20 protein-coding genes are annotated in these 23,520 nt (G+C 65.1%); all 20 read left to right on the top strand.

What is annotated here, in order from left to right:
- Positions 1-259 precede the first annotated feature (259 nt).
- The 20 genes from mnxG (at position 260) to D8767_RS13710 (ending at position 23,519) form a co-directional block, all read left to right on the top strand.
- Complete coding sequence (gene mnxG / locus D8767_RS13615) at positions 260-6,115, top strand: manganese-oxidizing multicopper oxidase MnxG (RefSeq protein WP_122048304.1); 5,856 nt, start codon at positions 260-262, stop codon at positions 6,113-6,115.
- 18 nt (positions 6,116-6,133) lie between these two features.
- Positions 6,134-8,110 carry a cytochrome D1 domain-containing protein gene (locus tag D8767_RS13620; protein WP_016713954.1) on the top strand — a complete coding sequence of 659 codons (1,977 nt, stop codon included), beginning with the start codon at positions 6,134-6,136 and terminating at the stop codon, positions 8,108-8,110.
- Positions 8,107-8,763, top strand: a complete 657-nt coding sequence (locus tag D8767_RS13625; RefSeq protein ID WP_016713955.1) for an SCO family protein — start codon at positions 8,107-8,109, stop codon at positions 8,761-8,763. Before D8767_RS13620 ends, D8767_RS13625 begins: the two co-directional genes overlap by 4 nt.
- On the top strand, positions 8,760-9,425 hold the full coding sequence (locus D8767_RS13630; RefSeq protein ID WP_016713956.1) for an SCO family protein: 666 nt from the start codon (positions 8,760-8,762) through the stop codon (positions 9,423-9,425). The genes D8767_RS13625 and D8767_RS13630 overlap by 4 nt, the downstream gene beginning before the upstream one ends.
- A gap of 5 nt (positions 9,426-9,430) precedes the next feature.
- Positions 9,431-10,948 (top strand): ABC transporter substrate-binding protein, encoded by a 1,518-nt coding sequence (locus tag D8767_RS13635; protein ID WP_230852984.1) that lies wholly within the window; start codon positions 9,431-9,433, stop codon positions 10,946-10,948.
- A gap of 12 nt (positions 10,949-10,960) precedes the next feature.
- Entirely contained in the window at positions 10,961-11,602 is a 642-nt protein-coding gene (locus tag D8767_RS13640) for a SurA N-terminal domain-containing protein (protein ID WP_016713958.1), read from the top strand.
- 249 nt (positions 11,603-11,851) lie between these two features.
- Positions 11,852-12,385: a response regulator gene (locus D8767_RS13645; protein ID WP_016713959.1), complete on the top strand. Its 534-nt coding sequence runs from the start codon at positions 11,852-11,854 to the stop codon at positions 12,383-12,385.
- A gap of 60 nt (positions 12,386-12,445) precedes the next feature.
- Complete coding sequence (locus D8767_RS13650) at positions 12,446-14,119, top strand: GspE/PulE family protein (RefSeq protein ID WP_016713960.1); 1,674 nt, start codon at positions 12,446-12,448, stop codon at positions 14,117-14,119.
- The gene (locus tag D8767_RS13655; protein WP_016713961.1) at positions 14,103-14,882 is read left to right on the top strand and encodes a hypothetical protein; all 780 of its coding nucleotides are present in this window, start codon (positions 14,103-14,105) and stop codon (positions 14,880-14,882) included. The genes D8767_RS13650 and D8767_RS13655 overlap by 17 nt, the downstream gene beginning before the upstream one ends.
- 1 nt (position 14,883) lies before the next feature.
- On the top strand, positions 14,884-15,426 hold the full coding sequence (locus D8767_RS13660) for a PilN domain-containing protein (protein WP_016713962.1): 543 nt from the start codon (positions 14,884-14,886) through the stop codon (positions 15,424-15,426).
- A complete protein-coding gene (gene pilO / locus D8767_RS13665; RefSeq protein ID WP_016713963.1) occupies positions 15,413-15,973 on the top strand; it encodes a type 4a pilus biogenesis protein PilO in 561 nt (186 codons plus the stop codon). The genes D8767_RS13660 and pilO overlap by 14 nt, the downstream gene beginning before the upstream one ends.
- Complete coding sequence (locus D8767_RS13670; protein WP_016713964.1) at positions 15,973-16,482, top strand: hypothetical protein; 510 nt, start codon at positions 15,973-15,975, stop codon at positions 16,480-16,482. The genes pilO and D8767_RS13670 overlap by 1 nt, the downstream gene beginning before the upstream one ends.
- Complete coding sequence (locus tag D8767_RS13675) at positions 16,479-18,344, top strand: secretin N-terminal domain-containing protein (protein WP_016713965.1); 1,866 nt, start codon at positions 16,479-16,481, stop codon at positions 18,342-18,344. The genes D8767_RS13670 and D8767_RS13675 overlap by 4 nt, the downstream gene beginning before the upstream one ends.
- Entirely contained in the window at positions 18,341-18,820 is a 480-nt protein-coding gene (locus tag D8767_RS13680) for a type II secretion system protein (protein ID WP_016713966.1), read from the top strand. Before D8767_RS13675 ends, D8767_RS13680 begins: the two co-directional genes overlap by 4 nt.
- A gap of 5 nt (positions 18,821-18,825) precedes the next feature.
- Positions 18,826-19,200, top strand: a complete 375-nt coding sequence (locus tag D8767_RS13685) for a type II secretion system protein (RefSeq protein WP_016713967.1) — start codon at positions 18,826-18,828, stop codon at positions 19,198-19,200.
- The gene (locus D8767_RS13690; protein ID WP_016713968.1) at positions 19,175-19,702 is read left to right on the top strand and encodes a type II secretion system protein; all 528 of its coding nucleotides are present in this window, start codon (positions 19,175-19,177) and stop codon (positions 19,700-19,702) included. The genes D8767_RS13685 and D8767_RS13690 overlap by 26 nt, the downstream gene beginning before the upstream one ends.
- Positions 19,699-20,094: a curli production assembly/transport protein CsgE gene (csgE, locus tag D8767_RS13695; protein WP_122048305.1), complete on the top strand. Its 396-nt coding sequence runs from the start codon at positions 19,699-19,701 to the stop codon at positions 20,092-20,094. Before D8767_RS13690 ends, csgE begins: the two co-directional genes overlap by 4 nt.
- Positions 20,091-20,504, top strand: coding sequence for a curli assembly protein CsgF (locus tag D8767_RS13700; protein ID WP_016713970.1), 414 nt, complete (start codon positions 20,091-20,093; stop codon positions 20,502-20,504). Before csgE ends, D8767_RS13700 begins: the two co-directional genes overlap by 4 nt.
- A 34-nt stretch (positions 20,505-20,538) precedes the next feature.
- Positions 20,539-21,390 (top strand): CsgG/HfaB family protein, encoded by an 852-nt coding sequence (locus D8767_RS13705; protein ID WP_016713971.1) that lies wholly within the window; start codon positions 20,539-20,541, stop codon positions 21,388-21,390.
- Between the two features lie 218 nt (positions 21,391-21,608).
- Complete coding sequence (locus D8767_RS13710) at positions 21,609-23,519, top strand: sigma-54-dependent Fis family transcriptional regulator (protein WP_016713972.1); 1,911 nt, start codon at positions 21,609-21,611, stop codon at positions 23,517-23,519.
- Position 23,520: the final 1 nt, after the last annotated feature.

Genomic DNA, 23,520 nt, shown 5'->3' on the forward strand with positions numbered 1-23,520 from the left:
CGCAGAGATAGAGAGCGGGTTAAGCATTTCCTGGTCGAAGGTGCGGCGGTTTGGGAATTCGGGCATGCCCGTTCCCACAGTGATCACGTCGTCTTCAAGAAATCCAGCGAGGTACCCCCACTTCGGGGGAATGCTGCCGGGTGATCCTCCCCAATCTGTTTCGGTTGCTACCGTAACCAACTGAAAAGAATATAAATATTCTTCTGGCACACACCTTGCTCCACACCTCCGCAGAGTCCCCGTGCCCCGGAGGTGCAGCATGCCCACGCCACGCAAAGGCCCCCTTCTGTCATCACTCGTTCTGGCCCTGCTCGGCTGGCAAACGACCAGCGAGGCGGCCGTGCAGTGCCAGCGCACCTTGGTTGCCAACGTGGTGGCGCTGGACCAGCCACTGATGTTCAACCGCCTTGGCGCGCAAAACGCCAACGGCATGATGTTCGCCCTTCGTGAAGATGTGGTGGACGACAAGCAGGTCCCCCTTAGCAAGGGCGGGGCCGCTGTCCCGGGCAAGGTCACCTTGCGCCCGGACAAGCGCCCAAGGCCGATCGTGCTGCGGGTGGCCGCTGGTGACTGCCTCACGGTCAACCTGACCAACCTGCTGGCGTACCAGGCCAACCCCAACAAACACGGTATCGACCCCGAAGAAAATGAGGTCGAAGGCGAGGAGGAAGGCCCGGAAACCGAGGTCGAAAACGAAGGTGGTGAACATTTCGTTGCCGACGAGCAAGTCAATGACCGGCATGTCGGCTTCCAGGTGAACGGCATGCAGGCGGTCAACAGCATTGGCGACATCGCCGCCAACACGGGCCGCAATGGCAACTTCCTGGTGTCGCCCGGCAACACCCGCAGCTACACCCTGTACGCCGAGCGCGAGGGGGCCTTTGCGGCCACCAGCCAGGGTGCGACCTTTGGTGGCCAGGGCGGGGCGGGTAACGTTGCCAACGGCCTGTTCGGCCAGGTGGTGGTTGTACCCAAAGGTGGGCGAACCTACCGCAACACCCTGACCGAAGAAGAAATGCGCCTGGCTACCACCGGCCGTACCGCCACCGGCCAGCCGGTGATCGATTACCAGGCCCGCTACCCGCAGGCCGAACCGTGGCTCACCGAGGGCAAGGCCGGCAAGCCGATCATTGCCATGGTCGACGGCAATGAAATTCTCAACAGTGAAACCGACGCCATCGTCATGGGGCCGAACCCCGATGGCAGCTTCCCGCGTTCGACCTACCCGCTGGAAAGCGTCAACAAACGCAACCCCGCCTTGCCCAACCGTCTGGAAGCGTTCCGCGATTTCGCTTCGCAGTTTGCCGATGAGGTGGCTGCCACCCAGGCCTTCCCGGGCTACTGGGCGGACCCGGTGATGGGCCATGTGCTGGAACCAACCCGCGATTCGTTCATGATCAACTACGGCTCTGGCGGTATGGGCGCCGAAGTGGTTGCCAACCGCCTGGGTGTGGGGCCGATGCATGACTGCCTTTCGTGCGCCTACGAGGAATTCTTCCTCAGCGCGCACACCGTGGGTGATATCGGCACCCTGGTGGACGTGCCAGCCAACGTCGGCCTGGAAAACATTCGCCCAGGCGAAACGCCGCCGGCCAGCGCCGTGGGGGTCAAGGCCAACATGGCCCTGTACCCGGCAGAACCTGCCAACGTGCACCACAGCTACATCGGCGACTTCACCAAGTTCCGCAACACTCACAATGGCCACGAACAGCACATCTTCCACCTGCATGGCCACCAGTGGCTGTTCAACCCCAACGACGACAACTCCGACTACATCGACGCCCAAGGCATCGGCCCTGGCATCGGCTACACCTACGAAATCGCCAACGGTGGCTCGGGCAACCGCAACCGCGTGGCGGGCGATGCGATTTACCACTGCCACTTCTACCCGCACTTCGCCCAAGGCATGTGGGCCATGTGGCGGGTACATGACGTGTTCGAAGAAGGCACCCGGCTGGAAGTGAGCGGGCAGGGCGAAAATGGCTTCCACAGCACGCCGTTCGCCCTGCGCAGCGGCAAGCCAGCCGTTGGTGCTCGGGCATTGCCTGATGGCGAGATCGTTGCCGGTACGCCGATTCCTGCCATCGTGCCGCTGCCTGGCAAGGCCATGGCGCCGATGCCGGGCAAGGTAGTGGTGGTGCCCAAGCTGTCCGAAGAACTGGTCGCTGCCAATGACGATGACGACGAAGAAGAGGGCGACGACGATCACGCCAACGAAACGCCAGCGCGCAAGGCAGTTGGTTCGCTGGCACTGGTCGACCGCACCGATGCCAACCGCAACGCCGATGGCACCCTGAAAAACCCAGGCTACCCGTTCTGGATCGGCGGCATGGAAAGCAGCGTGGGCAACCGCCCGCCAACCCCGCCACTGGACATGCTCGACCCGGCCCTGGCCCGGCAGCTGAAAGACAGCGGCAAAGCCCTTTGGGCAAACCTGGACCCCAACCAGGTCGATGGCTGGGATGGCGGCCTGGGCCGGCACGCGCTGGACGGCGTGTCTGCAGGCGGCGAAGCGGTGACCACCACCACCAAGCTGGACTTCTCCAAGGTGGTGCGTAAGGCCAAGCCCATCTACCTGCCCGAAGAAGGCACCGATGTCGAGCAGGCCGCCATGCAGTTCCACGCCAAGGCCGAGCACCCAAGCTTTGCCCTGGTGCCCGGCAGCCAACCCGTTGCCAAGGCGTTCCGCACCAACGGTGCCTTGCCCACGGCCGGTGCGCCGTTCTACGAGCCTTGCATGGATGACCGCGGCAAGCGCCTGACCCAAACCTCGGGGGTAGGCGAGTACGTCAGCGGCGAGAGCCTCACCGGCATGAACTTCCGGGGTTCGTCCACCTTCACCGCCGACCGCCCGCGCATCTACAAAGGCGCCAACATCCAGTTCGACGCGGTGTACAACAAGGTTGGCTACCACTTCCCGCAGGCGCGCATTCTGGCGCTGTGGGAAGACGCCTGGCCGGTGATCACCAAGCAGCGCCCGCCAGAGCCGCTGGTGATGCGCATGAACACGTTTGACTGCACCATGTACACCCAGACCAACCTGATCCCGTCGTACTACGAAATGGACGACTACCAGGTGCGTACTCCCACCGACGTGATCGGCCAGCACATTCATCTGCCCAAGTGGGACCTGACCGCCGCTGACGGCTCGGCCAACGGCTGGAACTACGAAGACGGCATTCTCTCGCCCGGCAGCGTGGTAGAACGTGTGCATGCCATTCGTGCCTACAACGGCTGCACCGAAGGCGACAGCCGCGACGGCACTGCTGCCTGCCCGAAAGCCAAGCAGCACCCGTACTTCGGCCGCTTTGGCCGGGCTGACTGGCTGGGCGCGCGCACGGCCATGCAGCGCTGGTTTGCCGACCCGCTGGTAAACGTGAACAACGTCGACCGTGGGCTGGGCACCATCTTTACCCACGACCACCTCGGCCCATCGACCCACCAGCAGCTCGGGCTGTACGCCACCGTGTTGGCCGAGCCTGCTGGCTCCACCTGGTATCATGCCGAAACCGGCGAACAACTGTACAACCCGGCCACACGCCAGGACGGCGGGCCGACTTCGTGGCAGGCGGTGATCAAGACCGGCGACCACGATGGCGACGGCAAGAACGACAGCTACCGTGAGTTCTTCCTGGAGTACAGCGACTTCCAGCATGCCTATGAAGCCGGCGTGTATGTGGGCGCAGGCCCAGACGGCATCCCCAATGGCCAGTCCTACCCGGCCACGGCCGACAGCTTCCGCTATGCCATCAACCCGCCGGTCCGGCAGAAGGCATCCAACCTGCTGGAGTCGGTGGTCGAATCGCGCGGTGGCCTGGCCCCTGGTTGCCCTAGCCGGCCTTGCCCACAGGCGATTTCGGTGGATGACCCGGGCATGTTCGTCGTCAACTACCGCAACGAGCCGCTGGCCCTGCGCGTGTTCGACCCTAACAAGGTCGGCCCCGACGGCAAACGCGGCATGCAGGCGGATGGCCTGGCCGGCGACCTGAGCTACGCCTTGCAAAGCCGTACCGACCGTGCGATCCCGGCCATGAACATGGCGCCGTCGGCGATCACCTCGGCCGTTGGCCCAACCGGCGGGACCACGCTGTTCCCACCGAACATCAACAAGGCCGGCAGCGAGCCGGGCGACCCGTTCACGCCCATGCTGCGCACCTACTCTGGCGACAACGTGCGCCTGCGCCTGCACGCCGGTGGCCATGAAGAGGAGCACAACGTCACCCTGCACGGCGTGAAGTGGCTGCAGAATGGCTCGGGCTTCGGTAACAGTTCCAACTCGGGCTGGAAGGCCTCGCAGATGATCGGTATCTCCGAACAGATGGGCTTCATGGCACCGGTGTCGATGATTTCCAGTTCCGCCGCTACCAATGGTGATTACCTGTACTCCATGGACGCCGCCCTGGAAGGCTACTGGAACGGTATCTGGGGGGTGATGCGCAACTACACCGCTCAACGCGCCGACCTGTTCCCGCTGCCGAACAACACCCAGCCGGTGGCCATGCGCAATACCGTGAACTTTGACGGCATTTGCCCGAAAACCACAGCCAACCCCAACGGCATCGGTACCCGCACCACGGTCAAACGCAGCTACGAGATTGTCGCGGCGCTGGCCAACGACATTCTCGAAAACCGCAACGGTGTCAGCATCAACGACCCGGCCGGCGCGGGCCAGCATGTCGGCGGGCCACTGAAGGCCAATGGCGGCACCCTGGTGTTCAACAGCCGCATGGCCAGCATCCCGCAGGTCACGGTGGTGGACGAAGAGGACGGCACCACCTTCACCGTCGGCGGCCACAGCGCACCGCTGCATGACCCGACCGCCGTGCTGTACGTGCGCAAGGCTGACCTGGACGCCACCACCGGCAAGCTCAAGGCTGGTGTGCCGGTGGAGCCGCTGGTGCTGCGCGCCAATGCCGGGGACTGCATCAGCATTACCCTGGAGAACCGCCTGCCGTCGGTCATGCCAGACCTGCCCAGTACTGCCGTGATGCAGAACGTGGTCAAGCGTGACCGCTTCGACAGCGAAGGCTCCACCGCCTTTAACAACAACCTGATGCGGCCGTCCAGCCATGTGGGCCTGCATGCCCAGTTGCTGGCCTACGACATCACCAAGTCCGACGGTACCAACGTGGGCGCCAACCCGGTGCAAACCGTGCCACCCCGGGCGGGCAACAGTGGGGCCTACCCAAGCCGGGTGTACCAGTACTACGCCGGGCACCTGGAGCGCGAAGGCAAGCCGGTGCTGCAACTGGGCCGCACGGTAGACAACATCAACACCACCGCCATCGAGTTCGGTGGCCTGAACCTGGCGCCGTCAGACTTCATCAAGCAGCCGCAGAAAGGCCTGGTGGGCGCCATGAGTATCTTGCCGCAAACCGCAACCTGGACCGAGGACACCGCCAGCCGGGCCCAGGCCACGGTCAAGGTCACCGGCCAGCCCGACTACCGCGACCTGGTCACGGTGTGGCAGCGTTCGATGAACATGCGTTGGGCTGACGGCCGTCCGGTCGAAGGTATCGCCACCGAAGGCAATGGCGTGCCGGGCGACCCGAAAGACAACGGCAACATGGCCATGAACTACAAGACCGAACCGCTGTGGCTGCGCTTTGGCCTGGCACCGGATGCACCCTTCGGCCATGCCGACGGCTTCGGCTTTGCCGATGTGCCCAACGCGCACATGGCCTACAGCAACGCCCTGGTCGGCGGTGACCCGCAAACCCCGGTGCTGTATGCCAAGCCCGGCCAGCCTGTGCGCAGCCATGTGCTGATGCCCAGCGGTGGCAGCCGCGGCATCACCTACCAGCTCGATGGGCACCTGTGGCCGCTGCACAACTACCAGGCCGAGAAGAGCGACGCGGAGGGCTACCCGATGAGCCTGCCCGGCATCGGCTCGGTGCGCTTCGGCTACAACCCGATGGCCATGTACATCGGCGCCCAGGAAAGCGTACTGCCAGCGGCACACTTCAGCTTCATGCTGCCCAGTGCCGGCGGTGCCAACGCGGTGGCGGGTGATTACCTGTTCCGCGACTACGCCGCCTACGGCAACCTCTCGGGGTTGTGGGGGATTTTGCGGGTGACCAACGAAGCGCCGCCGGCAACGGCCCCGGCGCAGTGACGGAAGGGGAGCGCGAGCATGAACAAGAAGACTCGCCCTGCTTACTTGGGGGTAGTGCTGGGCGTGGCGCTGATCGGCCTGGGTGTGGCGTATGAAAAGCTCTGGTGCGATCCCCGCGAGCTGTTGCAGGAGACTGCCGAACCGCAGGCCCCGCACCGGCTCATTCGAGATGGCGTAACCGTGGAGTTCGAGGCCCGGCCGCTGGCCGGGGGCGAGCTGAAGGAAGGCGGCTTCGCCAACATCCGCTTCAAACTCAGCGACCAGACCAGTGGCCAGCCGCTATCGGGTATGGCGCCGGGGGCGTGGATCGACCCGGCGCAGTCGGCCCCGGTGGGCGACCGTGACCAGAGCTGCAAAGCGCGGGTTGCGTTGTTTCTCAAGAGCAGCATCGGTGCCCGACCGCTGCTCGACCTGAACAGCTACTTCCTGTTGATGCTGAACAACGACGCCAGCCTGACGGTGATCGACCCCACCGTCTCGGTAGGCGGCGTGACCAGCACCATGGCGCGCATCGACCTGCCCGGGCGGCCCATGGACTGGGCGGCCACCAGCGACGATAAGCAGGTATTCGTGTCGATCCCCGAGCGCGGCAAGGTGGCGGTGATCGATACCGAGACCTTTACCCGCGTGGCCGACCTGGACGCTGGCGACCAGCCGTTGCGTGTGGCCCTGCAACCCGATCAGCACCGGCTGTGGGTGGGCAACAACAGCCGTGACCCGGCCAAGGGTGGGGTTACGGTGATCGACGTACCGGGGCGCACCACCCTGAAAAGCTTCAACACCGGCACCGGGCACCATGAAATCGCCTTCAGCGCCGACTCGCGCTTTGCCTATGTCAGCAACCGTGACAGTGGCACCCTGAGCGTGATCGATATCCCGCAAATGCGCCTGGCTACAACCATCAAGGTGGGCCCGCACCCGCTGTCGGTCAGCTATTCGGCGCTGTCCCAGGCGGTGTACGTGGTCGATGGCAAAGAGGGCAGCGTGCGGGTGTTCGATGCCCGGAGCCACCAGCTGCGCCATACGGTCAAGGCCGAGCAGGGCCTGGGCCCCATGCGCTTCAGCAGCGATGGCCGCTACGGCATCGTGCTCAACACCCTGGAAAACCAGGCGCTGGTGATCGACGCCAGTACCGACAAGCTGATCCACCACATCCCGGTGGCGGCCGAACCGTACCAGCTCACCTTCACCAAGGGCTATGCCTACGTCCGTGGCCTGGCTTCGCCTAAGGTGACCATGATCAACCTGTCCAGCCTCGGTGAGGGGCGCTCGCCCATTGTCCAGGGCTTCGAGGCCGGCCCGGCGGCGCCGCGCCAGGCCGGTGACCTGCCGCTGGCCCAGGGGTTGTCGGTATCGCGTGACGACAATTCGGTGTTCGTGGTCAACCCGGTGGACAACACCACCTACTTCTACGCCGAAGGCATGAACGCGCCGATGTCCGGTTACAACAACCGTGGCCACCAGGCCCGCGCCGCCCTCGTCGTCGACCGCAGCCTGCGTGAGGTGGCGCCTGGGGTGTACGGCTCGACGGTGAAGTTGCCCGCCGCCGGCAAGTTCGACGTGGCCTTCCTGCTCAACCAGCCGCAAATCATCCACTGCTTCAGTACCGACGTGGCCGAAGCCCCCAATACCCGCAAGCGCAAGGGCGCGCACGCCGAGTTCATTGGCCTGGACCAGCCGATGTCGCAGCACAGCGCCATTAACGCGCGCGTGCGCATCGTCGGCGACGACGGCCAGCCACGCTTGGGCCTGAACGACCTGAGCTTGCGCTACTTCCTGGCACCGTCGTCGATGCCACGCAACCTGCAACTGCAGGAGGTGGGCGAGGGCGTGTACCAGGCGGCCCTGAACCTGCCCGAGGCTGGCGCTTGGTACCTGCATGTGCAGTCGCCCTCGCTGGGGCGCAAGTTTGCCGAAGAAAACTACACCAGCCTGCGCGTCCTGCCGGCTGCAGCGACCAACGCTTCCCAGACTGATGTGAGGAATGTGCGATGAACAACCAGCATGCTTTCACACTGTTGGCCCTGAGCCTGGCACTGGCCAGCAACCTGGCCCTGGCCCACGCCGGACACGATCACAAAGGCCATGCCGAGCAGCCTCCGGCGGCGAGCCAGGAAAAGACCAGCGTGCGCTTTGCCGACGTTTCGCTGCTGAACCAGGACGGCATGCCGGTACGGCTGGAGAAAGACCTGGTAGGCGACCACCTGGTGGTCATGGGCTTCATCTACACCAGCTGCACCACGGTGTGCCCGGTGGTGTCGTCGATCATGGGCAAGGTCCAGCAACAACTGGGTGGCCGTGTAGGCGAGGAAATCCACATGGTGTCGATCAGTGTGGACCCGCAGCGTGACGACGCCAAGCGCCTGCAAGATTACGCCAAGGCCTTCCAGAAGGGGCCGGGCTGGAGCTGGCTGACCGGCACCCCGTACGCCATCACCGAAACCCTCAAGGGCCTAGGCAGCTTCAGCGCCGACCTCAGCCAGCATCCGCCGCTGATTCTGGTCGGTGACGGGCGTAGCGGGCACTGGACGCGTTATTACGGCTTCACCGACCCGGCGGTACTGATCGAAGAAATCAACCGCCTCAGCGCCCGCCGGGTGCATGCCAAGAGCACGGCCATCGCCGACCATCACGAGGTGCAACCATGAGCACTGTCACTTCCCGTCGCGCTGGCATGCGCGCGTTCGACTGGCTGGTACTGGGCGGCTGCCTGTGGATCCTCGCCTCGGTGGCGTTCGCCCACGAGGGCCATGCGCCGCAAGCGCCAGCGCCACAGCTGGCGCCCCAGGCGATGACCAGCGGCGGCGGCACCCGCGATGCCCAGGCCTGGTTCACCGACACCGTGCTGAAGGACCAGAACGGCCGCGAACTGCGCTTTTACAGCGATGTGCTCAAGGACAAGGTGGTGATGCTCAACGTGATCTTCACCCACTGCACCGACGCGTGCCCGCTGATCACCCGCAAACTGCGTGAAGTGCGCGAAGCCATGGGGCCGCAGCTGGCCAGCCAGGCGACCTTCGTCTCGATCAGCAGCGACCCGCTGAACGATACCCCGCAGGCGCTCAAGGCGTTTGCCGAGAAACAGGGGGTGGATGGGCCGAACTGGTTGTTCCTGACCGGTGACAAGGCCAATGTCGACCTGGTGCTCGGGCGTATCGGCCAGTTTCTGCCCAGCCCCGAGCAGCATTCGACGCAGTTGATTGCCGGTGATGTGGCGGGCAAACGCTGGAGCAAGATCCGCCCGGATGCGCCAGCCATGGCCATTGCCCAGCGCATCCAACTGCTGACCCAGCCACTGGCAGGCCGGTGAGCATCATGCATAACTGGGCGGTTTTGCTTATTGGTTTGGCATGCGGTACTTCGGCCTTTGCGCTGGACCTGACCGACCACGAGCGAGCCGGCAAACGCCTCTACCGCGAAGGCGTCTCCAGCAGTGACGCCCAACTGCAAGCCCGGGTTGGTGCCAGCGACATGACGGTGCCCGCCAGCGTGTTGCCCTGTGCCAGTTGCCACGGCAACGACGGCCGTGGTCGCGCGGAAGGTGGGGTGCGCCCGCCCAGCCTCGACTGGCAACGCCTGGCACTCGGCCAAGGCACGCGCGAGGCCAATGGCCGCAGCTACCCGGCTTATACCGACAGCAGCCTGGCCCGGGCCATTCAGCATGGCGTGGACCCGGCCGGCAACCGCCTGGACCCGGCCATGCCACGCTTCGAGCTGACCCTGGCCGACCAGCGCAACCTCGCCGCCTACCTCAAGCGCCTGGCCGAGGAACGCGACCCCGGTGTAGAGGAGGGCGTATTGCGCTTGGGCACCTTGCTGCCCGCGAGCGGCCCCTTGGCCGAAGCCGGGCAGGTGGTGCGTGCGGTGCTGGAAGACGGCATGGCACAACTCAACCAGCAAGGCGGCATACACGGGCGCCGCCTGGAGCTGGTCGTGCTTGATCCGGGCTTAGACCCCGCCAGCGCCGAGCAAGCCTTGCAGCAGTTGCTGCAGCAGGCGCGCGTGTTCGCGTTGATCTCGCCCCTGGCACCCATGCTCGACCAACGCCTGGCAACCTTGCTGGCGCCACAGAATGTGCCCCTGATCGGCAGCACGCCACGTAGCGGCGGCAGCCCACAGATCTTCGACCCGCTGCCCGGCCTGCCCGTGCAATTGCTTAGCCTGGCCGCCCATGCCCGTGCTGCGCTCGGCCTGGCCTCGGGTGACTTGCGTGTGGTGTATGCCGGCAACGAGCAGGCCGCATTGGCTGAACAGGTCCGCGAGCGCCTGCAGCAGCAAGGCTGGGCGCCTGCCATCCAGGCCTTCGACGGCCAGGCCGTGGACGGGCAGGGCATCGTCTTCCTTGGCCGTGCCCAGGCCTTTGCCGAATTGGCCGCCGCGTTGCAGGCGGCAGGCCGTCAGCCCTACCTGTTCGCCGCCTCCAACCAGGTGGCCGGTGCGGTGGCGCGCTTGCCCGAGCAGTGGTCGCAACGGGTGTTCCTGGCGTATCCCTATGTGCCGGAAGACTGGACAGAGCAGGGGTTGGCGACCTTGGCCGGCCTGCAGCAGCGCCAGGGCCTCGACCCACGCCAGGCATCGTTGCAGGTCAACACCCTGTGCGCGCTACGGTTGCTGAGCGAAGCGCTGAAGCAGATAGGCCGTGACGCCAGCCGCGAGCAACTGATTGCCGCGCTGGAAGGCCTGCACGATGTGGCCACCGGCCTGACCCCGGCCTTGGGCTTTGGCCCAGGCCGCCGCCAGGGCATGGCGGGCGCCCATGTGGTAGCAGTGGCGCTACCTGGGCCGCGTTTCACCTCGGTTACCCCGTACCGGCCGGTGCCGGATACCCCTTGAGCGGAGGCTGCCATGCGTATCGTGTTGCTGTGCCTGCTGTTGGTGCTGGCCAAGGCGAGCTGGGCCGATGTGCCTGCGGCGCGGGTCAATGGCGTGGAAATCGGCGTGACGCGCCTGGAGCGTTACTTCAGCGAATACCTGAGCGCCCAGGGCCGTGCGTTGACCAGCATTCGCAACCCGGGCCTGTACAAGCGCCTGCGCGATCAAGCGCTGGACGAGCTGATCGACAAAGAGCTGCTATGGCAGGAAGCTCGGCGCCAAGGCATCGCCATCAGTGACGCGCAGGTGTCGGCGCATGTGGACGAGGTCGAAGCGGCGTTCGGCAGCCCGGCAATTTTCGAGCGGCGTCTGGCGGAGGCGGGTTTCGATAGGGCACAGTACACTGAGTACACCCGGCAAGACATGGCGGCCCAGCAGGTGTATGCCCAGCTCAGTGCAGTCGACGCGCCGAGCCAGGTCGAAGTGGAGGCTTTCTATGCTGCCAACCGGGAAACACTGCAAGGAGCGCAGAACCAAAGTGATAACCCTTCGGTCATACGTGAACAGGGCCTGGTCTTGGCCAGGGCGGCGCTTATCGGCAAGCGAGAGGCCGATGCGCGCAGGTCCGTGCGCCAACGTTTGCGCGACGCCGCTAACGTGGAGGTTGCAGACTGAGGCCCCTGATGGCGTTTCCCCCAATGCTGGGGAATTAAGGTTTGGCAATGTGCTATCAGTTCCCCCGCATGTGGGGAACCGGGCGGGTGTGCCTGCCCGGCGCGTTTCGGGTGTTGGCCGGCACCCTTGGCAAATCAGACACTTACAGCGGTGCAACATGACTATTCACGCCTGGCACGAAGCCTGCTCAAGCCTGTACAAGGGCGCACTTCGCAGACCGGGTAACCGGGCAGTACTTGGGAGTCGACCTTGGTGAACAGAGTATTGGTAGTCGATGACGAACAGACCCTTGCGCAAAACCTGCAAGCGTACCTGCAGGCGCAAGGCCTGGAAGCTCATGTTGCCCACGACGGTGCCAGTGGTATCCAACAGGCTGCAAGCCTGGCACCGCAAGTGATCGTGCTGGATTACCGCTTGCCCGATATGGAGGGTTTTCAGGTTCTGGAGGCCGTACGCAAGAACAGGCAGTGCCACTTCGTGCTGATCACCGCCCACCCCACTGTCGAAGTGCGTGAGCGGGCCGCCGAACTCGGTGTGAGCCATGTCCTGTTCAAGCCGTTCCCATTGGTGGAGCTGGCGCGTGCGATCTTCGACCTGATGGGCATCGAGCGCCGGCGCAGGGCCACGGACAACCCGGCTGAAGGGTTCGTCGAACGACGCCAGAACAGGAACGAATCGTTCCCCCTGCAGTTGTACGATGGAAGCTGGGTGTTGGCCGACCGCCGCCGTAATGGCGCCAAGCCCCCAGGGCCCGACGACGAACAACTGCTCGCAGGGGAATAGCGGCGCCCGCACCCCTGGCCGAGCCAGCCTGCGACGCGCCCCTGAGCGGAGTCGCAGGCCATGCCGCAAGCACGTGATGCAACAGTCTCAGCCTACCCCCGCGACCTGCTGGCCCAGGCCCGCCTGCAAGCCAGCGACGAGCGCCTGCTCAACTGCCTGGAACGCCTGGCCTGCGACACCCCGGCCACCTTCACCCAGCGCCTCGGCCTGACCCTGCACTACCCGGTGCTGGACAGCCACAGCCTGCTGGCCAGCACCCCGCGCTTCGACAAGGTGGCCCTGGCCCAGTGCCTGAAACGCGAATTCGTGCTGATCGAGCAGGGCGGCCAACTGCTGGGCGTGTTCGCCGACCCCTTCGACCCCGCCCGCCTGGCCTGGATCGACGATGTGCTGCAAGGCGCGCCACTCTACCTGGCCCACGCCGCCGAACTGGCCACCTTCCTGGCCCGCCACGAAGAAAGCTTCCACGCCGTCGATGCCCTCGACCATGACGCCGAGGCCAGCAGCGAAGGCGACCCGCTGCAACGCCTGTCGCTGGCCAGCATCAGCGAAGATCAGAGCCGCGTGGTCAAGCTGGTCAACTCCACCCTGTACGACGCCCTGAAGCTGCACGCCAGCGACATCCACCTGAGCATGACCGGCCAGGGCCTGACCATCAAGTACCGCATCGACGGTGTGCTCAACGGCGCTGGCAAGGCCAGTGGCAGCGCGTTTGCCGACCAGGTGATCTCGCGCATCAAGGTCATGGCCGAACTGGACATCGGTGAAAAGCGCGTCCCACAGGACGGCCGCTTCAAGGTCGCCGTGGGTGACCGGCAAATCGACTTCCGCGTATCGATCATGCCCAGCATCTTTGGCGAAGACGCCGTGCTGCGGGTGCTCGACAAGCAGGACTTGTCCGACCGGGTCAGCGGCGTGCAGTTGCAGGCCCTGGGCTTTGCCGACGAGACCCTGCGCGCCCTGCGCCGGCTGGCCGCCGAACCCTACGGCATGATCCTGGTCACCGGCCCCACCGGCAGCGGCAAGACCACCACCCTGTACGCCATGATCAGCGAGATCAACCACGGCGTGGACAAGATCATCACCATCGAAGACCCGGTCGAGTACCAGTTGCCCGGCGTGTTGCAGATTCCGGTGAACGAGAAGAAGGGCCTGACCTTCGCCCGTGGCCTGCGCTCGATTTTGCGCCACGACCCGGACAAGATCCTGGTGGGTGAAATCCGCGACCCGGACACTGCCCAGATCGCTGTGCAGTCGGCACTCACCGGCCACCTGGTGTTCACCACCATCCATGCCAACAACGTGTTCGATGTGATTGGCCGCTTCAGCCAGATGCAGGTCGACCCCTACAGCTTCGTTTCCGCGCTGAACGCCGTGCTGGCCCAGCGCCTGATCCGTCTGGCCTGCCCGCACTGCGCCACGCCCTGCGAACACGATGACGACACGCTGTATGGCTCGGGCCTGACCCGCGAAGGCGTGGCCGGCTGGAAGTTCGTCCGCGTGCAGGGCTGCGGCCAGTGCCGTGGCAGTGGCTACCGCGGCCGCAGCGCCATCGCCGAACTGCTGCACCTGGACGACGACCTGCGCCAGATGATCGTCGAGCGCCGCCCCCTGTCGCAAATCAAGACACTCGCCTGCCAGCGCGGCCTGCGCCTGCTGCGCACTTCGGCCCTGGACCTGGTCCGTGATGGCCGCACCACCCTCGAGGAGATCAACCGTGTCACATTCATCTGATCGTTTCTGCGCTGTACTCGGCGCCGAGGGTGTCGGCTTGGGTTGCTGGCACAAACACCAACACCAGTGGCTGGGCAGCCGCGAGTTCAGCTGCGACGCCGTCCAACCGGCCTGGGAAGCTGCCGTTGACGCATTGGCCGCGCTCCTGGCCGAGCATGCTGTACGTGGTGCTCAACTGCGGGTGCTGCTGTCGGCCCGCTACAGCCGCTTCTGCCTGGTGCCCTGGAGTGATGCCATCGGCCACCCGCGCGAGCTGGACGCCTACGCCCGGGCCTGCTTCGAAAACCTCTACGGGCAGCCGCTGGACGACTGGCGCATCGTGTTGTCGCCCGAGCCTGCCGGTGCCGCCCGCATCGCCACGGCGCTGCCTGATGCCCTGCTGCAACGGTTGCAGGGGCTGGGCCGGGAAAGCCGCCTGAGCCTGCGCTCGGTGCAACCGTACCTGATGGCCGCCTACAACCGCTGCTCGTCACAACTGGCGCAGGGTGACTTCCTGTTCGTGCTGGCCGAGCCGCGCCGCAGCGTGCTGCTGCTGGCTGCGGGTGGCGCCTGGCAGCAAGTGCTGGCGCAAGGTTGCGCTGACAGTGACCAAGCCCTGCAAGCGCTGATTGAGCGCACCTGCGAGCTGTATGGCGAGCACCTGCCCCGGGTGTACCTGCATGCCCCAGGCCGGGGCGACGTGCCGCAACTGGCGGCGGTGCAGCTGTGCCAGCCGGCCAGCGAAGCCGACCCGTTGTGCGCCATGTGGCGGGCGGTGGCCTGACATGCGCCGCCTCGAACTTGAATTCCAACCCCGGCGCAGCGGCCCGTTGGCCTGGTCGCTGCTGGCCTTGGGCAGTGCCGTGGTCGCAGGCCTGGTATTGCTTCAGTACACCTTGCAGAACGAGCAGGTCGAGCTGGAAGACAGCGTGCACAGCCTGGAGCTGCAACTGGGACGCCGCCCGGCCACTGCCGCCGCGCCAAGCACGGCTGCCAGCCGTGAGCAGGCCGAGCGCCTGGCGCAGATGCGCAGTGTGTCGCAGCAATTGCAACGCCCGTGGCAGCAGTTGTTCGCCATGCTCGAAGCCATGCCGCAGGACGATGTCGCACTGCTGGGCCTGACTCCGGACGCGCGCAAGGGCCAGGTCCGCATTTCCGCCGAGGCACGCAACCTGGAGGCGATGCTGCAGTACCACCAGCGCCTGGAAGCCAGCGACGAGCTCAGCGATGTGTCGCTGCTCAACCACGAGGTGCTGGCCGCGCAGCCTGAACAGCCGGTGCGCTTCACCCTCACCGCCACCTGGGAGACCGGCCATGCGCGCCCTTGAGCTGAACAGCCTGATCCTCCAGGAGCGCCTGCGTCGCGTTGGCCCGGTTGGTCTGGCGGCGGTGGCGGTTGGCCTGCTGGCCGTGGGCGTGGTGTGCGCCGGGGTGCTGCCGCAGTGGCAGAACGTGCGCGAGCTGCGTGCAACCGAGGCGGATGCCAGCGTACAGGTGGAGCGGGTCAAGCGTGGCGAGCTGAAAATCGCCGTCAAGCCCGAGCAGCAGGCGCTCGACAGCCTGCGCCAGCAGTTGCCGGGCCAGCCCCAGGCCAGCGAACTGATCGAGCGCCTTTACCACCTGGCCAATGCCGAGCACATCAGCCTGGCCCGTGGCGAGTATGCCCTGGGCATCGACCCCAAGACCCAGCTGGCGCGCTACCAGATCGTGCTGCCGGTGCGTGGTAGCTACCCCCAGATTCGCGGCTTCCTCAAGGGCCTGCTCAAGCAACTGCCGACCCTGGTGCTGGAAGACCTTGAGCTGCAACGCAAACGCATCGGCGATAGCGAGCTGAATGCCCGCCTGCGCATGACCCTTTACTTGTCGAGGTCGTGATGAACACACAACGTGCAGTCATCTGGGCCGGCTTCCTCGGGGTGAGCGCGGCGTTGGCCTGGGCACCGGGACACTGGTTTGGCCAGGACGACGGCGTCGCGGCCTTATCGGGTAAACCCGTTCTTACAGGGACTGTGGGCGCCGCCGAACCGGTGGTAGCGGCTTTAGCCGCGAAAGGGCCGGAACAGGCCTCCAGAGACCTGTTCCCCAAGCAGCAGTGGAGCAAACCCCAGGCCCTGGCCACCGTCACCGAACAACCCGTGGTAGCCGCGCCGGTCGCGGCGGCAGCCCCGACCGCTCCTGAGCTGCCGTTCCAGTTCATTGGCCGCATGGGGACCAACGACGACCTGCAAATCTTTTTGCAGAGCGGCGAAAAACTCTACGTCGTGCGCCAGGGCGACGTGATCGAAGACACCTATCGCCTCGATCGGGTATCGGCCGAAGAGCTGAGCCTGGTCTACCTGCCTTTGCATCAGTCGCAGACTTTGTCTGTAGGGAGCGCACCATGAAGTCGTCAAAGCTGTGCAAGCCTGCTCCGTTCCTGCTTTTGGCGTTGTGCGTGGCCATAGCCGGTTGCGGTTCCAGTGCGGTACGCAAGGACAGCGACCAGTTGATGAAGGAGGGCCAGTACGAAGCCGGCATCGCCCGGCTGGAAGAGGCCTTGCGCGACGACCCGCGCGATACCGAGCTGAACATCGCCCTGGCCCATAGCCGTCAGGCCGCAGTCGAGGCGCTGATCACCCAGGCCGATGCCGACCGTATCCGCCATGACTTCGCCAATGCCCGCATGGGCTACGGTCGGGTGCTGACCCTGGAGCCGAACAACCGCCGCGCCCAGGAAGGCATCCGCCAACTGGAGCTGATTCGCACCCTCGACGAGCGTGTAGCGCTGGGCCAGGCCGCACTGCGCCAGGGCGACCTGTTCGGCGCCGAGCGCTACATGCGCGAAGTGCTGCGCCTGGACCCGCAAAACCAGAAGGGCATGACCCTGCGCAGCGACATCGAAAACGTCCAGGCGCGCACCGCTCAGCCCTACCCACAGCTGCGCAGCAAGCTGGAGCGGCCGGTCACCCTGGAATTTCGCGATGCCAACCTGAAGACCATCTTCGAAGTGCTGTCCCAGGTCGCCGGCATCAACTTCATCTTCGACAAGGACATGCGCCCGGACATGAAGGCCACCATCTTCGTGCGTGAGGTGCGCATCGAGGACGCCGTAGCGCTGCTGCTGGAGCAGAACCAGCTGCGCCAGAAGATCGTCAACGACAACACCGTGATGGTGTACCCCGACTCGCCGCAGAAGACCAAGGACTACCAGGAACTGGTCATGCGCACCTTCTACCTGACCAGTATCGATGCCAACACCGCGCTGAACATGGTCAAGACCATGCTCAAGACCCGCGACGTGTTCGTTGACGAGCGCCTCAACACCCTGACCATGCGCGACACCCCGGACGCCGTGCGCATGGCCGAGAAGCTGCTGCAGTCGCAGGACCAGTCCAACCCCGAGGTGGTGCTGGAAGTGGAGGTGATGGAAGTGGCCACCTCGCGCATCCTCGACCTCGGCCTGCAATGGCCCAATACCTTCGGCGTGTTGAGCAACGATGGCAAACCGGTGAGCGTGCTCGACCAGTTGCGTGGCATCGATTCCAGCCGCATCAGCATTTCGCCGGCGCCGCAGGCCAAGATCAACGCCCAGGACAAGGACATCAACACCCTGGCCAGCCCGGTGATCCGCGTCAGCAACCGCGAGCAGGCACGTATCCACATTGGCCAGCGCGTACCGATCATCAGCGCCACCTCGGTACCGTCCACTCAGGGCCCGGTGATCACCGAAAGCGTCACCTACCTGGACGTCGGTCTGAAGCTCGAAGTACAGCCCACCGTGCACCTGAACAACGAGGTGGCGATCAAGGTGGCGCTGGAAGTGAGCAACGCTACCCCGCTGGAGGCCACCCGCCAAGGCACCATCCCGGTCCAGGTCGACACCCGTAACGCCCAGACCAGCCTGCGCCTGCACGATGGCGAGACCCAGGTACTGGCCGGCCTGGTGCGCAACGACCACAACGCCAGCGGCAACAAGATCCCGGGGCTCGGCGATATCCCGGGCCTGGGCCGGCTGTTCGGCAGCAACAAGGACGACATGAGCAAAAGCGAGCTGGTGCTGGCGATTACCCCCCGCATCGTGCGCAACCTGCCGTACCAGAGCCCGTCGGACATGGAGTTTTCCACCGGTACCGAGTCGGCCATGCAGGTACGCCAGATGGCACCGCTGCCACCCATGGATGTACCCGGCAATGCGCCGACCACCGACGCGCCAGTGGTGGACAGCCAGATGGCGGTCGTCCCGGCCAACGGGAGCCCACGCCCATGAAAGCGCAGCGCCGCATGCAGGGTTTCAGCCTGATCGAGGTGGTGCTGACCCTAGCACTGCTAGGGCTGCTGGCCAGCATGGCAGCGCCGCTGACCGAAACCGTGGTGCGCCGCGGCAAGGAGCAGCAACTGCGTGAAGCGCTGTACCAGATTCGCGATGCCATAGACGCCTACAAGCGGGCTTTTGACGCCGGCTACATCGAGAAGCGCCTGGACGCCAGCGGTTACCCGCCAAACCTGCAGGTGCTGGTTGACGGCGTGCGTGACGTGCGCAGTGCCAAGGGCGCGAAGTTCTACTTCCTGCGGCGCATCCCGCACGACCCACTGGTGGCGGCCAAGGACAGGGACGAAGGCGCTTGGGGGCTGCGCGCATACGACAGCAGCCCCGACAACCCGCGCGAAGGCGAAGACGTGTTCGATGTGTACTCCAAGGCCCGCGGCAAAGGCCTCAACAACATCCCTTACGGGCAATGGTGACAGCCATGAAACGCAGCAAAGGCTTCACCCTGATCGAGCTGCTGGTGGTGATGGCGATCATCGCCACGCTGCTGACCATCGCCATGCCGCGCTACTTCAACAGCCTGGAAAGCTCCCGCGAGGCCACCCTGCGCCAGAGCCTGGCGGTGCTGCGCGAGGCGCTGGACCACTACTACGGCGACACAGGCCATTACCCGGATTCGCTGGAGCAGTTGGTAGAACAGCGCTACCTGCGCAACACCCCGGTCGACCCGATCACCGAGCGCAGCGACGCCTGGCAGCTGGTGCCACCGCCTGAAGGCGTGGCTGGCGGCGTGGCGGATATCAAGAGCGGTGCCACAGGGAGGGCGCGTGATGGCAGCCTCTTTGCTGAATGGTAAGGCCAACGGCGGCTTCACCTACCTGGGCGTGCTGCTGCTGATTGCCGTCAGCAGCGTGGCGCTGGCCGCCACCGGTACGCTCTGGGCCAGCGCCGCCCAGCGCGACCGCGAACGCCAACTGCTGTGGGTGGGCAGCCAGTACGCCCAGGCCCTGCGCAGCTACTACCGCGCCTCGCCGGGCCTGACCCAGTACCCGCAAGACCTGGCCGACTTGCTGCAGGACAACCGCTTTCCGCAGGCCAAGCGGCACATTCGCAGGTTGTACCCCGACCCCATTACCAACAGCGACGAGTGGGGCCTGCTGCGCTCGATCGACGGCCGCATCACGGGTGTGCACAGCCGCTCGGACGCTACCCCGTTCAAGCGCAGTGGCTTCAGCGCCGAGTGGACCGGTTTCGAAGGGTTGGAACACTACAGCGACTGGCAGTTCGTCGCCGAGCAGGCCTTCAGCGAAGGCGCCGATGGTGTGCAAACCCACAGCGGCCCGGGAGACACGCCATGAATACCCTGGCCGCACTCTACCTGAGCATGCTGCTGGGTATGGCCACTTCGGCCAATGCCTCGAGCGAGGACGAGATGCAGGGCTTCATCGTCGACAACACCATCTCGCACATCGGCCACGACTTTTACTACTACTTCGCCGACCGCCTGCGGGCCACCAGCCGCCTGGACTTCAACCTGGTGGTACGCGAACGCCCGGATGCGCGCTGGGGCAGCCTGGTCACCGTGGAGTTCGAACGTGAGGTCATGTACCGCCGCTTCCTGCCCCCGAACACCACCGAGCTCAAAGACGAGGCCGTTGCAGCCGCCGACCTGGTCAAGCAGCAGATCATTCAACGCAAGCTGCAACGCCTGCTACAGGACACCACCGACTTGGAGAGGGACGAGCTATGAAGCACTGCATACCCCGTTGCATCGCCGCCTGCCTGCTGGCCAGCGCCTGTGCTGCCCAGGCCACCGAGCTGGTGTACACCCCGGTCAACCCGGCCTTTGGCGGCAACCCGCTCAACGGCACCTGGCTGCTGAACAACGCCCAGGCGCAGAACGACTACGACGACCCCGACCTCAAGGACCGTGCCTCGGCCTTTACCGGCACCACGGCACTGGAGCGCTTCAGCAACCAGCTGGAGTCGCGGATGTTGTCGCAGTTGCTGGACAACATCAGCAATGGCAACACCGGCAGCATGGCGACCGATGCGTTTCTCATCGACGTCATCGACGACTCCGGGGCCTTGAGTATCAAGGTCACCGATCGCGTCACAGGAGAAATTTCGATCATTGAGGTCAGCGGCCTGAACCCCTGAGAGGGAAGGGCTTTTATGTTGGGGAGAGAACACCATGAAACGTCTGCTGAGCACGCTGCTGATCCTCACCGCCCTGGGCCTGCAAAGTGGTTGCAGCCTGCGAGAACCCATGTCGGCTGAACAGGACTCGGAAACCCCGACCCTGACCCCGCGCGCCTCGACCTACTACGACCTGATCAACATGCCACGGCCCAAAGGCCGGCTGATGGCCGTGGTGTACGGCTTCCGCGACCAGACCGGCCAGTACAAGCCCACCCCGGCCAGCTCGTTCTCCACCAGTGTCACCCAGGGCGCAGCCAGCATGCTGATGGACGCCCTGAGCGCCAGCGGCTGGTTTGTGGTGCTGGAGCGTGAAGGGCTGCAGAACCTGCTGACCGAGCGCAAGATCATCCGTGCTTCGCAGAAAAAACCGGATGTACCGGAAAACATCATGGGCGAGCTGCCACCGCTGCAGGCCGCCAACCTGATGCTGGAGGGCGGCATCATCGCCTACGACACAAACGTACGCAGCGGCGGGGAGGGCGCCCGCTACCTGGGGATAGACATCTCACGCGAGTACCGGGTGGACCAGGTGACCGTGAACCTGCGAGCGGTAGACGTGCGCACCGGGCAGGTGCTGGCCAACGTGATGACCAGCAAGACCATCTACTCGGTTGGCCGCAGTGCCGGGGTGTTCAAGTTCATCGAGTTCAAGAAGCTGCTGGAAGCCGAGGTGGGGTACACCACCAACGAACCGGCGCAGCTGTGCGTGCTGTCGGCTATCGAGGCGGCGGTGGGGCATTTGCTGGCGCAGGGGATTGAGCGGCGGTTGTGGCAGGTGGCGGGGGATGCGGGGGAGGGCAAGGGGACGGTGGACAAGTACCTGAGCCAGAATCAGCAGCCGTGATTCACCTTGAGGGCCTCTTCGCGGGCTTGCCCGCGAAGAGGCCGGTACGGGCTATATAATGTCCATCTCCCCCCCACCCCTCCTGTCCCTTTACGTTAACGTCACCATATGCCACCTTCTACCCCAGCCTGATGACGGCCAGGAATTTCTCCCGCACACTGCGGAAAATTCCCAAGCCCGTTCCCCGCCACCTTCGCGGGGCACAGCCGGAGTAGAAAATGGCGCGACAACTCATAACAAACGCCCACGACCCGCTGCACGAATCCCGCCAGGCCCGCCTCAAGCTGGCCAGCGAGGGCGAGCTGCCGCTGGGCATGCTGCGCGACGAAATCGATGCCTCCTGGCGCCGCAGCCTGGGCCATGGCCTGGATTGCCTGCAAGGCGAGCAAGTCGGCCTGGGCCTGGAGCAGGGCCACGACTTGCGCATGCTGCTGGAGCGCAACCGGCTGCTGGTCGACGCCGTTACCCCCGAACTGGACTACCTGGTCGCACGCCAGGGTAAAGCTGGTATCGTCATCCTCGGTGACGCCCAGGCCAACGTGCTGGCCATCGAAGGCCAGACCCACGTGCTCAGCCGCGAGGGCCTGCGTGATCTGCACCCGGGCAGTTGCTGGAGCGAATCGCTGCGTGGCACCAATGCCATCGGCACCGCCGTGGTGGAAGGCCGGCCGACATTGATCAACTGCGGTGAACATTACCTCGACCGCCTCAGCCCGTTTTCCTGCACATCGGTGCCCCTGCGCGACCCGCGTGGCGAGGTGATCGGTGTGCTGGACATCACCCGCGAAGGAGTGATGGCGCAGCCACAAGACAGCCTCTCGACGCTGATGCTGGCGGCCGGCAACATCGAAAGCCGAATGTTCGGCCTGTGCCACCCGGAGCAACTGGTGCTGGCCTTCCACAGCCGACCGCAATACCTCAACAGCGCATGGCACGGCCTGCTGGCGCTGAGCCTGGACGGTGAAGTGCTGGCCGCCAACGACAGTGCCTGCCAACTGCTTCAGGTGCCGCGCCATCAGCTGATTGGCCGGCGCAGCACAGACCTGCTTGGCGAACGTTCACCTGCGTTTATTGCACGCCTGTGGCAGGGCGGGGTGAGTAGCGTTCAAACGGCCAAGGGCGAGTTCTACTTCCGCGCATTGCAGTTGCCGCGCCATGGCCGGGTAAATGGTGGTACGCCAGGCAGCAAACCGACGCTCGGCAAGCCGTCGCCCGCGCTCGATGCATTGGCCGGCGGCGATCCACGCCTGGCGCGCAACCTGCGCATGGCCCGTCAAGGGCTGGGCAATGGCCTGCCAGTGCTGCTGCTGGGCGAGACCGGTACCGGTAAGGAAGTGGTCGCCCGGGCCTTGCACCAGGCCAGCCCGCGTGCCGACAAACCGTTCGTGGCCGTCAACTGCGCAGCCATCCCTGAAGGCTTGATCGAGTCAGAACTGTTCGGCTACCGCGAGGGCGCCTTCACAGGTTCCCGCCGGGGCGGCATGGTCGGGCGGTTGATGCAGGCCCATGGCGGCACGCTGTTCCTGGACGAAATCGGCGACATGCCGCTGGCCTTGCAAGCGCGCCTGTTGCGGGTATTGCAGGAGCGCCGTGTAGCACCGCTGGGCGCGGGTGACGAGCAGGACATCGATGTGGCGCTGATCTGCGCCACTCACCGTGATCTCAAGCGCCTGGTACAAGAGCAACACTTCCGCGAAGACCTGTACTACCGGGTTAACGGCGTGTCGCTGCGCTTGCCGGCCCTGCGCGAGCGGGATGACCTGGCCGCGATCATTCAGGGGTTGCTGGACAAGTCCGATGCCCGTGGCGTTACGCTGGACCCGGCATTGGCCGCCTTGCTGGAAGGCTTCGACTGGCCGGGCAACATCCGCCAACTGGAAATGGTAGTACGCACGGCGCTGGCGATGCGTGAGGACGGCGAGCAGGTGCTGACTCTGGACCACCTTACAGACTGCTTGCTGGAAGAACTGGCCAGTGGCACGGCGCCTTCCGGCAGCCTCAAGGACAACGAACTGGAATTGATTCGCGGTGCGCTGGCGCGCCACCAGGGTAACGTGTCGGCCGCCGCCGAGGCCCTGGGCATCAGCCGGGCAACGTTGTACCGCAAGCTCAAACAGTTGCGCGGCTGAA

The sequence above is a fragment of the Pseudomonas sp. LTGT-11-2Z genome, from assembly GCF_003691445.1.
Taxonomy (GTDB): domain Bacteria; phylum Pseudomonadota; class Gammaproteobacteria; order Pseudomonadales; family Pseudomonadaceae; genus Aquipseudomonas; species Aquipseudomonas monteilii.

Coding starts and splice junctions, on each gene's coding strand:
- mnxG (WP_122048304.1), top strand. CDS start 260: ATGCCCACGCCACGCAAAGGCCCCCTTCTGTCATCACTCGTTCTGGCC.
- D8767_RS13620 (WP_016713954.1), top strand. CDS start 6,134: ATGAACAAGAAGACTCGCCCTGCTTACTTGGGGGTAGTGCTGGGCGTG.
- D8767_RS13625 (WP_016713955.1), top strand. CDS start 8,107: ATGAACAACCAGCATGCTTTCACACTGTTGGCCCTGAGCCTGGCACTG.
- D8767_RS13630 (WP_016713956.1), top strand. CDS start 8,760: ATGAGCACTGTCACTTCCCGTCGCGCTGGCATGCGCGCGTTCGACTGG.
- D8767_RS13635 (WP_230852984.1), top strand. CDS start 9,431: ATGCATAACTGGGCGGTTTTGCTTATTGGTTTGGCATGCGGTACTTCG.
- D8767_RS13640 (WP_016713958.1), top strand. CDS start 10,961: ATGCGTATCGTGTTGCTGTGCCTGCTGTTGGTGCTGGCCAAGGCGAGC.
- D8767_RS13650 (WP_016713960.1), top strand. CDS start 12,446: ATGCCGCAAGCACGTGATGCAACAGTCTCAGCCTACCCCCGCGACCTG.
- D8767_RS13660 (WP_016713962.1), top strand. CDS start 14,884: ATGCGCCGCCTCGAACTTGAATTCCAACCCCGGCGCAGCGGCCCGTTG.
- pilO (WP_016713963.1), top strand. CDS start 15,413: ATGCGCGCCCTTGAGCTGAACAGCCTGATCCTCCAGGAGCGCCTGCGT.
- D8767_RS13670 (WP_016713964.1), top strand. CDS start 15,973: ATGAACACACAACGTGCAGTCATCTGGGCCGGCTTCCTCGGGGTGAGC.
- D8767_RS13675 (WP_016713965.1), top strand. CDS start 16,479: ATGAAGTCGTCAAAGCTGTGCAAGCCTGCTCCGTTCCTGCTTTTGGCG.
- D8767_RS13680 (WP_016713966.1), top strand. CDS start 18,341: ATGAAAGCGCAGCGCCGCATGCAGGGTTTCAGCCTGATCGAGGTGGTG.
- D8767_RS13685 (WP_016713967.1), top strand. CDS start 18,826: ATGAAACGCAGCAAAGGCTTCACCCTGATCGAGCTGCTGGTGGTGATG.
- D8767_RS13690 (WP_016713968.1), top strand. CDS start 19,175: ATGGCAGCCTCTTTGCTGAATGGTAAGGCCAACGGCGGCTTCACCTAC.
- csgE (WP_122048305.1), top strand. CDS start 19,699: ATGAATACCCTGGCCGCACTCTACCTGAGCATGCTGCTGGGTATGGCC.
- D8767_RS13700 (WP_016713970.1), top strand. CDS start 20,091: ATGAAGCACTGCATACCCCGTTGCATCGCCGCCTGCCTGCTGGCCAGC.
- D8767_RS13705 (WP_016713971.1), top strand. CDS start 20,539: ATGAAACGTCTGCTGAGCACGCTGCTGATCCTCACCGCCCTGGGCCTG.
- D8767_RS13710 (WP_016713972.1), top strand. CDS start 21,609: ATGGCGCGACAACTCATAACAAACGCCCACGACCCGCTGCACGAATCC.